The following is a 13,302-nucleotide window of genomic DNA, read 5'->3' on the forward strand; positions in this document are numbered from 1 at the left end:
CAAAAGAGGATCAAAGATAGACATCGCGCCGGTGTCCCGCCTTGACGACAAGAACAATGAGAGAGTCATCCTTGATCTCGCAGAGAATGCGATAATCCTCAATGCGATAATCCTCGATGCGGTAACGCCAATATTCGCCGAGGTCGCCTCCTAGAGCCTTGCCAAATTCACGAGAGTTATCACCACCTTGAATACGTTCATCAAGAAACTGAATTATCTTGCGTGCTGGCTCGTGCCCGAGCTTTTTGAGTTCTTTACGAGCTTTGGCAGTGAAACTATAATCCCAACTCACGCTTCATCTCCTTCGAGCTATAAATACGGCCGGGGTTCTTGGCGGCTTCAGCGGCTAGGTAATAGTCCTCCAAGTCCTCCAAGTCCTCAAGATGCTGCTCGATGGCCTCGCGGGCATAGAAAGTCTTCGTCCTACCCGTCTTCTTTGCAAGAGAGGCAAGCCGTTCCTCGAGTTCGGGCTTTAGTCGGATAGCTAGCATGGGTGAAGAATTCTCGTGCTATACATGTAAAGCAAATGGTTTTTATCTTTTTGCCTTGCTACAATACTACTAGTCAATTCGTGCTTCATAGAGCCTTATAGGAGGGACATCGTTTTGCATATTCCTCATAAAATAGAGGATTGGAGCAATTTAGTCGATATTAGTCTGTCTGTTTATTTGTGCGTGCCGAGCTCTATTTTAGAGTATCAGTTTTTTTGATTGGCTGAGTGATACTTGGGAGTGTGACGGCGGTTTCCAACCGCCTCGTCCGTATTTGATACTCTTGGGCTTGGCGGTTGGAAACCACCGCCACTACACTCAGAGTTAACAAATCTGAGCTTGAAATCATGCCATTTAGATCAGTCCTTTGATTCCCATTTTAACCGTTCATATCGAATAAGCGTGAATTCTTTTAAGATTCGCCATTGAATCCACTCCATGAGTCGGAAGAAAAGAAAGTCTGATAGTTCTGCAGAAGATCAGCAAATCCCCAATGCGTTTGGAGCCCTAGACGCGCTCGGAGACTTGCCGGCAGGGCCGGAAGGATCTCTGCCTGTTGTCAGCACTGAGAAAACCCGCGGTCAGAAAAATACCAATCGAGGGCGTGTCGACATCGTCCGCCAGACGGCGCACCGCGGTGGTAAAGCGGTCACGGTCGCCAAGGATTTCATCGGAATCGGACTTGCTGAAAAACAACAACTCGCGAAGAAGATCCAGAAAGCCTGCGGTGTAGGCGGCACCGTCAAGGATGGCTGCATCGAAATCCAAGGCGACAAACGAGACGAGATGAAGCGCATCCTAACTGAAGCCGGCTTCAAACCAGTTTTAGCCGGTGGCTAGGGTATATCTTTCGCCAGTGGCAGTTTGGGTAGATCAGAGGCATCTAGATCTTATTAGATCACCCATGCATCGTTCACAGAAAAGTGAATCTGAAGAAATTCCCTTTAAACACAGCGATTGGTGTCTTCAGATCACCTATTGTCTGTTCCGTAGATTACCCTAGATTATTTATTGTTTGCTCCGTAGATTGCTCACCGAAGCAGAAAGTAAGGCCAATATGCTAGCCTCGCCGAATATGCCTTAGTAGCCTGTTCGCACTTCTATAGTAGGAGACGATTTTTTCATCGCTGTTATAAAAATGTCTGTCTCCACCTGAGTAATGAGAGGATCCTGCGCAGGATGGGATGGGATGATTAGACTTTTCAGGTTCTTCAGCTCTAATCGATGACCAACTCAGATGCCAATAACGCAACTTCTTTAGCTGTGCCAAGCTTTTCATTCCTTGAAGGCTACTTCGGGCATTAAATATCATTGGGGCATAGATCCTCTCTAAATTTTTCAATTTCGATAATGGGCTAAAGTCTGAAAACCCGATATTGTATAATACTAATTCCTTCAACTTCTTCAATCCAGCCAAATGCTCTAGACCCGGGCCCGTTATTTTCATTGTTTTTGAAAAAAAATAGCGACCAATTTTTGCAGCTTAGCCACATGCTTTAAGCCCGCGTCGGTTACCGTGGAGCGCTCTAAATTAAGAAGTCGAGCATCTGGATTTTTAAGAACAAACTCCTTTAAATCTTTATCATTTCTGATGGCCGATGGCCCGTAGCTTGCCGCCTCTTTGCTGGCAAGTTCATGGAATAAACTAGCATCTCCGATTTAATGTCTGTAGGCCGAGTCCATCGTACCTGCGGGCATCGCCTCGGAAGATTCAAAGGTAGAAATGATTAAGCCAAGCAACAGCATGACTCTGAATAACGGGCCACCAAAGAGGTATCTTGACAAGGTCGGGAAGTTAGAAGTTTCCATGTTTCTCACTGACTGACTGCTAGAAATTTTCTTTTGGGGGGAGATGTTCGGAGGGGCTTTCATAGGGCACAATTGCGAAGACAGACAATATTAGTCCTTAATCGACTATTGTTTTACTCTATAAGCACCGTTGCCACAGCGAGAAAGTGCTTGATGAGCTAAAGACTTAACTCGAAGAGCTGCCGCTCATGAGCGAGCTCAAAGGAGGCTAAAATTGCGCACGCACTCTTCCTGTGTTTTATACCATTTTCCCAGATATATTTACGGAATGACGAGTTTGTGGGTTTTCTTCTAGCAACAGAGCTGAGTCGTTGAGGGACTCTGAGGCTTTCAAATTCTCTGAGTCATTCCGACAACCTAACTGCTCAAATGGTATTAGTGACATCTAAAATCACACTCGTTACACGTAAATAGGTAATCAATATACCTTAACCATCAGCAAAGTGAGATTAAAAAAATTAGCCTCTAATTTATGGATATAGAGAAATAAATGAAGCCCCATAAGGGGGTTTTAGAGGTGATTGATCAGGTAAGGATCAAACAAAAAGACCCTCTAATTTTAAAATTTAAAGCACTAATAAGAGATCCCCTATAAAACTATTTTTACAGCTTTCCAGAGCGGGGACTATTTATAGAATTCTGGGCTGTGAGCCTGAGCCAACAAATATTTCGAGACACACCCAGCCGATTTTTCGCCGTACTAACATGGCGTTATGGTCGACTCTATATTGATGCGCTTGATAAGATTGAAAGCATCCAGCGCCACCGTCACGGTGTAGGCCTCACACGCCCAGAGCTGATCCAAGTCTGTGACGACATCATCGTTGGAGGCATCGAGAACATCGACCTCCCTGAAGACCTAGACGAAGAGCTGAGCCGCATCACGGCAGCTGAAATGCTGCGCCAGATGCTTCAGTCCGAGTGGTTAGAGGAGCCCAAGCGCTCAGATTACCAACGCGTTTACTATCTCGATAGCCGTGCTGAACTTCTGCTAGAGTGCCTACGCAGGATGGCGTACCCTGAGCAAGTCACCTTTACTGACAAGCTCCACCTCGTGTGTTCCCGAATCATGGACAAGGATGCTTTCGATAAGCACCCACTTTCCGACCTTGAAGCCTGCACCGACAACTTGCGCTACGGCTTACAGGAATTGCGCTCCATGCAGCAAGGAATGGCCCGACTCACTCAGCGCCAACTTAAATCCGACTCGATCAAAGAAAACCTCCGAGTTCTCTACGACGACTTCTCAGAGAACATCGGCCAGCGCGCCTACAAGTCATTAATTGACCTCGACATTCCAGTGCGTATTCCACTAGCTCGAGAACAACTCAACGTGATCCACAGCAACCCGACAGTCATTGCTAAGATGGAGTTGGAGCTACAGAAGCGTCACCCAGAGCTGACTGACAAAGAGGTCGCCTCCCGCGTACAAACATCCCTCGCTGACACGGCTAGCATGCTCGATAGCGTGGAGCCACAGGCTGAGGCTGTCGACCGCCGTGCCGCCGATTTCGCCCGCCGTTCTTTTGCCCGCTTCCGCTACCTCCAAGAGGTTTCCAGTGGCCGACGATCCGAGGTTCGTGAACTCTTTGAACGTGTCAATGAGCGTTATGCTGAATGTAAGCTCAATGCTCTTCCGGAAGAGCTAGAACTACCAAGCCTTAAAATCCCAGCAGTGAGTCTGCTCGCTGGTATCGACTCGTTATTCAAACCTCGAACGACAAGAGCCAAAGGGGAACCTTTGCCTCTCAATGATTTCTACGACGACGATGATTCATTCTACGCTCTCGAAGAAATGAGTAAAAACATAAACTCCTCACTCACCACCTTACGAGCCAATCGCTTCTTCCAAAATCTCAACGTGGGCTCTGAGGGGCTAGCTTCGAAAGACATCCCCACTGACGTAGATCAATGGTTACTCAACACAGTAGGTCTCCTACTCCATAGCGACACACTAGCAAGCGAGTACGAAATCAACACACCGCGTGATGAAACCACGCACGCCCCCCTTCCGCAGCCAGATCTAGTCGACGAAATGCTCCTCGATCAATTCACCATCCACCCTAAAGCACGATGAACCCAACAGCTATAGTAACTGATACAGATCAGTCATTGTTCAACAACACCCTGCGCGATCGAGATCGCCAGATGCTACAAGATGTAGCGCATCGTCTCCTAGCACATGGATCTCTCCTTCGTGCACGTGGCGCCGAGCGTCCTCTCTACGATTGGTCGGTCGAACACCAACCATGGTTAGAAGAATGGGCGGTGCTGTTAGGGCTAAAAATCATTATCCAACGAGACGAGAGGCTCATCATGGCGATCCCTGAGGTCCCGTCCCTCACCCGTAAACTCAAACGAGACGAAACCCTCGTGGCCCTCGCGCTCTGGTACGACTTCGACGTCGAAGTCCGAGAAAATGGAGCGCACGATGTTTATTTCAACCTCCGAGAATTTAACGAGCAGTTCCAAAATAAATTTCCTAGCATGCAGTCCCTCTCGCAGTCACGCATGAAGGAAATCCTCCGCCGCTTCACGCGCTTCAACCTGATCGAAATGGATTGGGAAGAGCAATTCACCGACTCAGTTATCCAGATTCTACCGACACTTCGCTTCGCTATCCCGTTTCCTGGCGTCGAACAATGGGTCAAAGCTGCTAGTATATTCCAGGCCGAGCCGGAGTCCACCGACCCGACACTCGATGATGACGACAACGTCGATGATGACGACACCGAGTCAGATGAAACCCCTATCATCACAAGCGATGAAACCGACAAAGCAGAGGGAGCATCCAAGCCCAAATCAGCACAGGCTAAGGATAAAGACGATGATAACGAAGAAAAGGCGCTCCTCGATTTCGATGAAGACGAGGAATAACACACACCACATAACTCTTAACAAACTTTCTACGCATGAGCCGAAAAATCGAACTCACACGCATCCACGCTATCAACTGGTTTGGTTACCAAGATGTTTTTGACATCCATGGAAACCTTCTTATTGCTGGTGTCACGGGCTCTGGTAAATCCATCTTGATGGACTTGATCCAGCTTGTCCTGATTGGTGACCAGAAGTCCAAATATAACCAATCTGCAACTGGTAAAGCTTCATCACGTACGCTAAAATCCTATTGTCTCGGTGACACCAAAGATGAAATCGATGGTCTCCCCCAGTACATGCGTAATGATGGAGCTACCACCTACGTCGCACTAGAATTCACTTGGCCTAACAGTGAGAAGGTGGAAACTTGGGGGCTGCGTATCGAATTCGATAGCGCAGCTCAAAACCAAGCATCACGCCGTCATGGATTCATGATCCCGCGCCGATTGGATAAGACTGACTGGATTGACCAATTCGACTTCCCGCTCGATTGGTCGAGCTTCCGCGACTACGTCAGTGAATGCGAAGGCAAGGTCTTCGACACCATGGAGTCGTACCGCCGCGAAATGGCTCTACCAAGCCACCTCAACTACGATCGCCAGACTCTCGACTATTTGCTTCCGGCGGCAATGTCCTTCACCTTCCTCGATAATTTCAACAAATTTTGCCGTAATTACGTTCTTCCACCTGATGAAGTACGCATTCAAGAAGTGCGCGATTCCTACCACGCATTCCTGTCCCTTCGGCGAGAACTCACAGCCCTTCGCAAGCAACTAGATTTACTAGAGTCGATTGGTAAAGACTTCAAAACGAATAAACAGTCGATCATCGACAAGGACCTCTACGCCGATATTTCCCGCGATCTCCAGTGCGAGGAACTGCGTGAAATGGTCGAAGAGTTAGAAGAGGAAATCAACGAACTCGAGAAACAAGCCAAGTCAGAAAACTCACGTGAGACAGAGCTTGAAAGTCTCCTCAAAGGTGGTCGTGAACGCCGTGATATTTTACGTGACGCGCTGAACGAGACCGAAGACGGTCGCTTGTTCCTTCACATCCGTGAAGACAACCGCAAGCTTGTAGCTCAGATCAACCAACTCCGTGAAGCTGGAAAAACTATCAGCGAGGCACGTGTGCTACGCTGCCGCATGATCCGCAACTGGGTGCAGTCACTCCAAAAAACTGGGATCAAACTCCCCCACGGCATGGTCAAGTCTGTAGAGAAATCCCTCACAGCCACGGAGAACTGCGAACTTCACGAACTCACCGAAAATTTAGAAGAACTCGCCGACAATGTCCGTAACCTTCACTACGCATCGAAAGATGCTGAGAAGCCATTGCGTGATGATGTGGAGAAAAAGGTCAACAAACTGCGCGGGCTCTCAGCCCGACTAGAAACTCTGGATCGCGGCAAAGTCAGCCAGCGCTCAGTATTGTTAGACGCCGTCAACACCACTCTACCTCGCCGTAGGAATGGCGACCCAGCAGCCTTCGCCCTGCGTGAGCTCTGTGAGGTCAAAGACGAACGCTGGCGTCCAGCCATCGAGATTGCCTTTAGCCGAAAGTTCGCCGTAGTCGTAGAACCCGAGAACTACCGTTTCGCTGAAACAATCTACCGTGAAATGAAAGGTGGAGCACCTGGTGAGTCATTGATCAATCCAGATCAAGCGCTCGATCTCAACTCACGCTGTGAGCCTAACTGTTTAGCTGACCATCTAGAATGTCACGACCCAGTAGCACAGTCGATTGTCGATCACCTCTTTGGGCGCTTAATTTGCGTGGAAGACGCTAAAGACCTCACCAAGTACAATTCATCGATCCTCCCGGATGGTTTCACCTACCGTAAGCCATTCGCTGAGCGCCGAGCGCATTACGACAATATTCCGTACATTGGTAGCCGTGGACTCGAGCAGCAAAAAATCACTCTCGAAAAAGAGCGTGAGCGAATCCGTAAAGAACTAGAGCGTCTCCAGCCACTCGCTGAGTTGTTAGCTGAATGTGAAAACAACTACCGCAAACAACGTCTCGATAGCCCAAGCCTCGGCGCCCAACTCGCCGACCTCCAACAGCTCAAAAGCTCTGAAGACAGACTTCAGGATAATATCAATCGTCTCAAGACCATCGAAGGTGGTGGATTCGAAGAAAAGGAAGCGGAGCTCGGCAACCTCGATTACACACTTGGCGGCTACGATCGCGAACTCAAGAGCCTCAGAAAATCTGAACTCAAGCTCGAACTTGGACGCCGACAAGGCAGCCTAGAAGATTACCAAGAACAACTCGATAAAGCAGATGCTGAACTCGCTCGATTCCGCGCTGAATGCATCGGTCTCGGTGAGCACGACGAGCGACGTGAACAACTCTATCAAAATCTAATGACTGAGTTCCCGGCGCTAGATCTCGCAGTCTCACAGTCTGCTAGACTCGAGCGTGCCTGTATCGACAGAGCACACATCTCGTGGGCATCTGTCGTAGAAACGCGTAAAGAGCTCGCTAGGGATTTTCCAATCTACAATGAATTCTCTCCTGAGGATGAAGGCAATACTCCCTGGAATGAGAGACTTGAGCGCATTGCGCAAAGTGATATTCCAGCCTACGAAGGCAAAGCCGAGCGCGAGGAACGCAACTGGCAAGAAATCTTCCGCAAGCAAGTTCTCGTCAAGTTGCGCAGCGCACTGATGCGAGTCGACCTCACTCTCAAGCTCCTCAACAAAGAGCTCAACAAACCGATCGGCGTTCATCTCTACCAGATCCGTAAGAAGCGTAATCCAGACTACGCAATCTATCAGAAATTGGTTGATAACAGCGCACTCGCCGATGAAGATTCTCTCTTCTTTGAATCCATCGATTCGGAAGCGAAGGAAGAAGTCGAACGAATCTTCGACACTCTTGTTGAAGACCCTAACAATGCTGAAGCTCTCAACTTCCTCGACTACCGAAACTACTACGACTACGACATGTCCGTACTCGACACCCGCGACCCAGATGGCCGTGAAACATCAGTAGACAAGCATTCAGGCAAGTTCTCAGGTGGTGAGAACCAGTCACCCTACTTCATCGCTATCCTCGCCTGTTACCTCCGTGCATACCATCGCTATGAGCGCCGCGGCAAGGAGCCTAGCATTGGTCTAGTCCCTATTGACGAGGCATTTTCGAAGCTTTCAGGTGAACGTATCCGCGACTGTATTGACGCGCTTACCCAGCTTGGTCTTCAGGGAGCTTTCTCGATGTCTTCAGGAAACATCCCTTACGCAATCGACCTTTGTGACCAGACGATGGTTATTTCTAAGAAGGAGACAAAGGTAGGCCGCGTCAATCACATCCGCAACATTGCAGTCTCACTCACCCGTAAGGAAGCGACTGAAAATCTAATGAAATAAGGCGCATCACAGATCTAAGCTTCTGCATAAGAAGCCAACTAAAAGTGAGGGGCTTTCGTAGAACCTCTCACTTTTTGGTGCGTCTAGGCCGACGCCACTAACAAAGAACTTCCATTTAAAGTTAGGAGCCGTTATAACTTAGATACCGTTCACACAACTATGAAAGAAGCTACACCTCCACCCAGCGCCCTGCTAGAAGCGAAACAAGCATTGAAGACTCTACGCGAGGGAAGCTGGAAAGACCTCTTGGTGATCTATATCGCCTTCTCATTGGTCTCAGCACTCATACTAGCTCCAATGGTAGGCATCACTATTCAAGCCATTGTTTCTCTCTCTGGCCAAGCTGCTTTGAGTGACACGGAGATTGCCACATTTCTACTTAGCCCAATTGGAGCTGTCGCAGGCATCCTGATTGCCACACTAGTGCTCACGATTGCTTTCATCACCTATGCCGCCCTGTTAGTCGGCAGCCACGCGTATTACCACCACTCACACGCCCACCTGACAGGAATTTTTAGAGCGATCACTCGTAGGGGCCCGCAACTCGTCAAACTTTGCCTACGCTTCACCTTTGCCATTCTGCTTGTAGCACTACCCTTTGTTGCATTGATTGCAGCTGACTATCTCTACTTTATCAGTGAGAATGACATCAACTATTACCTAGCAGAGAAGCCTCCTGAGTTTATCAAAGCTGTTATTATCGCAGCCGTATTGCTCATCGTCATGGCCATACTCTTGATCAAGCTTGCAGTCAGCTGGTTCTATGCCCCCCCGCTGGTTTTATTTGCCTCGATCTCTGCAAAATCTGCAAAGAAACGCAGTACAGTGATCAGCAAAGGCCAGAAGAAACACATCACTCTTTGGCTCGCATTATGGCTCTTCGGCACACCTTTGGTGATCTCTCTGTTCAACTCTCCATTCAATCTAGCAGCCGGCTGGCTCATTCCTCAACTATCAGACCGTCTTCCATTGCTGGCTCTCACTCTTGGGGGCTCTCTCGCTATCACTTCCGCGATCTCCTTCATCATAGGCTTCATCTCTATCTGCATGCTAGCCCACCAGAACCTCCAGATGTTTGAGAAGTGTGGACTAGACACTACTGTCCCCGTCCACTTTGGGGCTGACGAAAAATTTCACCTGCCGCTTAAAGAAAAATATGCCTTCTTCGCTGCACTCACGGCACTCGCGGTCTGCGGCGTATTTTGCTACTACTGGATCGGCAACCTTCATCAGGAGGACGACGTCCTCATCATTGCACACCGTGGCTCCTCAATGGATGCCCCAGAAAACACCCTCGCTGCGATTCAAATGGCTGTCGATGCTGGCTCTGACTTTGTCGAAATCGACGTGCAGGAAACAGCCGATGGTGTCGTTGTCGTATTCCACGACTCGGACTACAAGCGGCTAGCTCGCAAGAAACTCAACATCTGGGACGCTAAGTCACGCGATCTACCCGGCATTGAGATCGGCTCGTGGTTCGACCCGAAATTCTCTGACCAGACAACCCCGACACTCAAGCAAGTCTTCGACATTTGCCGAGGAAAGTCGGGAGTATTGATCGAACTCAAATACTACGGACACGATGTAGAGTTAGAACAAAAAGTCATCGACATCGTGGAAGCTGAGAAAATGACCGAGGAAGTCATGATCATGTCACTCAACTACAAAGGCATCCAGAAAGTGCGCAAGATGCGCCCCGATTGGAAAATTGGTCTACTCTCGACAGTAGCGTTAGGCGATATAACCAAGCTTGACGTCGATTTCTTAGGGCTCAACAGCCGTGCTGCAACTCCAAAATTAGTCAAACGAGCACACGACAATGCCATCCAAGTATTTGTCTGGACCGTCAACACCCCACTCGACATTTCAGCCATGGCAAGTCGCGGAGTCGACGGTCTCATCACTGACACCCCGACCACCGCGCAGGAGGTTCTCCAACAGCGAGCTGAGCTAGAGCCTAACCAACGGCTTCTTTTGGAACTAGCTCACACATTTGGCCGTGAGACCAACGACCTCATTCAGTAGCCTCAGTCCTGCTTGACCTAGGCCTGACCTCCCTCTAGCGTGTACCGATCTGAGGCGCACTCGCTCCTCGCAATTTTCATTACAATATTCTAAATCATGATCGTTAAACCAAAAATTCGCGGATTCATCTGCACCACCTCACACCCAGATGGCTGTGCAGCACACGTGCAGGAGCAAATCGACTACGTAAAGTCCAAGCCAAAGAGCGAGAACGGCCCTAAGAATGTGCTGGTGATTGGTTCATCCACTGGCTACGGTCTGGCTTCACGTATTGTCCCAGCATTCGGAGCAGGTGCAAACACCCTCGGCCTGTTCTTTGAGAAGCCAGGATCAGAAAAGCGCACAGGATCCGCCGGCTGGTACAACACTGCTGCTTTCGAAAAGGCAGCAACTGCTGAAGGCATCTTTGCAAAATCACTCAATGGCGATGCCTTCTCTAACGAGCTCAAGCAACAAGCGATCGACATCATCAAGAACGACATGGATGGCAAGATCGACCTGATCGTTTACTCACTCGCATCGCCACGACGCACCGACCCTAACACTGGCGAAGTGTACAAGTCTGTGCTCAAAACCACTGGCGGCGAGTACACTAACAAAACCCTCAATACCGATAAAGGCGAAGTAGACGAAGTCACTATCGGCGCTGCCACTGCAGAAGAAATCGACAACACAGTGAAAGTAATGGGCGGCGAAGACTGGGAATTCTGGGTCAACGCATTGGCTGACGCTAACGTGCTTGCCGAAGGCGTCAAAACTGTTGCTTATTCCTACATCGGACCTGAGCTCACTTGGCCGATCTACACCGATGGCACCATCGGTCGGGCGAAGAAAGACGTGGAGAAATCCTGCGCTAAGCTCGATGCTAAGCTCAAGGCATCACTCGGCGGCGAAGCATTCGTTTCCGTCAACAAAGCTCTCGTCACTCAGGCATCCTCCGCGATCCCCGTCGTGCCACTCTACATTTCGATTCTCTACAAAGAGATGAAAGCGAAAGGTCTCCACGAAGGATGTATCGAACAAATCGAACGACTCTTCTCCGACCGCCTCTACGCAGCCGACCGCAAACTTGACGAAGCTGGCCGCATCCGTATCGACGACTTGGAAATGCGTGATGACATCCAGGCTGCTGTCGCAAATATCTGGAGCTCAGTTTCCAACGAGAACTTCGCAGACGTAGCAGACTTCAAAGGCTACAAAGACGAATTCCTCAAACTCTTCGGTTTCGGAATCGACGGTGTTGATTACGACGCTGAGATTGACCCAGCTACGGGTGTCCCATCACTCGCTGAGTAATCGTAAAAGAGGCGTCTCGCCTCTGACCCAAATTTCCAAAACGCCTCGTCCGAACTCACCGGCTTGGCGTTTTTTTATAGCAGTCCCAAAGATAGCCATGAAACTAGAATACACGATTACTCCTGAAGCCAAGATTGAAAAAAAGTCTAACGCAGCACCTACTTGTTTCATCGTCCCAGACGTAACACGTAACAACCTAACAACTAACACCTAACACCTAAAAACAAGACAATGAAATTGTCCTCCAACATCCACCTATCCTACTGCACCAACATCCACCCAGCTGAAACATGGGAGGAGACATTTACGGCGCTTAAAGAGCACACGATAGTCGTGCGTGACAAGGTGGTAGCAGCCCAGAAGCTCGACTCAGACACTCCCTTTGCCATCGGCCTTAGGCTTTCAGCTAAGGCTGTTAGTGAGTTCACTGATGGCGCAAAACTCGATGAATTCATCGCTTGGTTAGAAAAGGAAAACACCTATGTCTACACGATCAATGGGTTCCCCTACGGCGCATTCCACGGCACACGGGTGAAAGAAAAAGTCTACCAGCCAGACTGGACCACGCCAGAGCGCCTCAGCTACACGCTTGAGCTTTTCAACATCATTGCCGAACTCGCACCTGCAGACGCTGGAGGTTCGGTCTCTACTCTGCCAGGTTCCTTCAAGGAATTTGATGCCGACGAGGAAAAAATGTTTGAGAACCTCTACGCCTGCGCGATGCACATTGATTTACTCTCTGAGCAATACGAAAAAGATCTCCACCTCGGGCTCGAACCGGAGCCGCTAGGGCACTTTGAAAACACCCAGGAGACGATCGAATTCTTCATCCGCTTCCACCAATGGGCGGAGAATAACGAACTTCGCGCTGACGTTCTCTCGAAGCGGATCGGCGTCAACTACGACACCTGCCACTTCGCCCTCGAATATGAAGACTGCCACGACTCGCTCACCCGCTTCGAAAACGCAGGCATCCGCATTTCTAAAATCCACCTGTCAAATGCACTCTCGATCGACCCGCACAACAGTGAGGCGCAAAAGGCAATCCGTCCATTCGACGAACCCACCTACCTCCACCAAGTATTGATCAAGAAGTCTGATGGCTCGATCCTACGCTTCCGTGACCTGCCAGAATACTTTGCAGCAGCCGAGCAATCTGACTACCCACACGATGGAGCCACCGAAGCCCGCATCCACTTCCATATCCCGCTCTATGACGATCCCGAGTCGCCGCTGGGATCAACCCGCGACCACGCCGAAGCAGCTCTCGCCTATCTCAAAGAAAAGCCAGAAACCTGTCCGCATTTAGAAATGGAGACGTATACTTGGGGAGTTCTGCCAGACACTCTTCAAGTTCCGATCGAAGACCAGCTTACCAAGGAGTATCTGTGGACGCTCGAACAAGTAGCGAGTAGGTAGTAGCGAGC

General features: G+C 49.5%; 9 protein-coding genes. 7 read left to right on the forward strand and 2 right to left on the reverse strand.

Annotated features, from left to right (window positions below; translation table 11 throughout):
• Positions 1 to 10: 10 nt before the first annotated feature.
• Both BSZ32_RS02035 and relB read right to left on the reverse strand, forming a co-directional pair.
• Entirely contained in the window at positions 11 to 292 is a 282-nt protein-coding gene (locus BSZ32_RS02035; protein ID WP_105041874.1) for a type II toxin-antitoxin system RelE family toxin, read from the reverse strand.
• The gene (gene relB, locus BSZ32_RS02040) at positions 276 to 491 is read right to left on the reverse strand and encodes a type II toxin-antitoxin system RelB family antitoxin (RefSeq protein WP_105041875.1); all 216 of its coding nucleotides are present in this window, start codon (positions 489 to 491) and stop codon (positions 276 to 278) included. Before relB ends, BSZ32_RS02035 begins: the two co-directional genes overlap by 17 nt.
• A 438-nt stretch (positions 492 to 929) precedes the next feature.
• On the opposite strand from relB, the gene BSZ32_RS02045 reads away from it, so the two are divergent.
• From BSZ32_RS02045 to eboE, 7 genes are all read left to right on the forward strand, one after another.
• Positions 930 to 1,331 (forward strand): translation initiation factor, encoded by a 402-nt coding sequence (locus BSZ32_RS02045; protein WP_105041876.1) that lies wholly within the window; start codon positions 930 to 932, stop codon positions 1,329 to 1,331.
• Positions 1,332 to 2,946: 1,615 nt separating this feature from the next.
• Positions 2,947 to 4,377 carry a Wadjet anti-phage system protein JetA family protein gene (locus BSZ32_RS02050; RefSeq protein WP_105041877.1) on the forward strand — a complete coding sequence of 477 codons (1,431 nt, stop codon included), beginning with the start codon at positions 2,947 to 2,949 and terminating at the stop codon, positions 4,375 to 4,377.
• Positions 4,374 to 5,177 (forward strand): DUF4194 domain-containing protein, encoded by an 804-nt coding sequence (locus tag BSZ32_RS02055; protein WP_105041878.1) that lies wholly within the window; start codon positions 4,374 to 4,376, stop codon positions 5,175 to 5,177. The genes BSZ32_RS02050 and BSZ32_RS02055 overlap by 4 nt, the downstream gene beginning before the upstream one ends.
• 35 nt (positions 5,178 to 5,212) lie before the next feature.
• Positions 5,213 to 8,554, forward strand: coding sequence for an SbcC/MukB-like Walker B domain-containing protein (locus BSZ32_RS02060; protein ID WP_105041879.1), 3,342 nt, complete (start codon positions 5,213 to 5,215; stop codon positions 8,552 to 8,554).
• A gap of 159 nt (positions 8,555 to 8,713) precedes the next feature.
• Positions 8,714 to 10,579 (forward strand): glycerophosphodiester phosphodiesterase family protein, encoded by a 1,866-nt coding sequence (locus BSZ32_RS02065; protein WP_105041880.1) that lies wholly within the window; start codon positions 8,714 to 8,716, stop codon positions 10,577 to 10,579.
• Between the two features lie 96 nt (positions 10,580 to 10,675).
• Positions 10,676 to 11,875 carry an enoyl-ACP reductase FabV gene (gene fabV / locus BSZ32_RS02070; protein ID WP_105041881.1) on the forward strand — a complete coding sequence of 400 codons (1,200 nt, stop codon included), beginning with the start codon at positions 10,676 to 10,678 and terminating at the stop codon, positions 11,873 to 11,875.
• Positions 11,876 to 12,106: 231 nt separating this feature from the next.
• A complete protein-coding gene (eboE, locus tag BSZ32_RS02075; RefSeq protein WP_105041882.1) occupies positions 12,107 to 13,294 on the forward strand; it encodes a metabolite traffic protein EboE in 1,188 nt (395 codons plus the stop codon).
• The last annotated feature ends 8 nt before the right edge of the window (positions 13,295 to 13,302 follow it).

Origin of the sequence: Rubritalea profundi (genome assembly GCF_002954445.1) — a bacterium.
In the GTDB taxonomy this organism is placed as follows: Bacteria; Verrucomicrobiota; Verrucomicrobiia; order Verrucomicrobiales; family Akkermansiaceae; genus Rubritalea; species Rubritalea profundi.

Bases quoted from the DNA above. Each gene is read 5' to 3' on its own strand.
- relB (WP_105041875.1), bottom strand. From the start codon at position 491: ATGCTAGCTATCCGACTAAAGCCCGAACTCGAGGAACGGCTTGCCTCT.
- BSZ32_RS02045 (WP_105041876.1), top strand. From the start codon at position 930: ATGAGTCGGAAGAAAAGAAAGTCTGATAGTTCTGCAGAAGATCAGCAA.
- BSZ32_RS02055 (WP_105041878.1), top strand. From the start codon at position 4,374: ATGAACCCAACAGCTATAGTAACTGATACAGATCAGTCATTGTTCAAC.
- BSZ32_RS02060 (WP_105041879.1), top strand. From the start codon at position 5,213: ATGAGCCGAAAAATCGAACTCACACGCATCCACGCTATCAACTGGTTT.
- BSZ32_RS02065 (WP_105041880.1), top strand. From the start codon at position 8,714: ATGAAAGAAGCTACACCTCCACCCAGCGCCCTGCTAGAAGCGAAACAA.
- fabV (WP_105041881.1), top strand. From the start codon at position 10,676: ATGATCGTTAAACCAAAAATTCGCGGATTCATCTGCACCACCTCACAC.
- eboE (WP_105041882.1), top strand. From the start codon at position 12,107: ATGAAATTGTCCTCCAACATCCACCTATCCTACTGCACCAACATCCAC.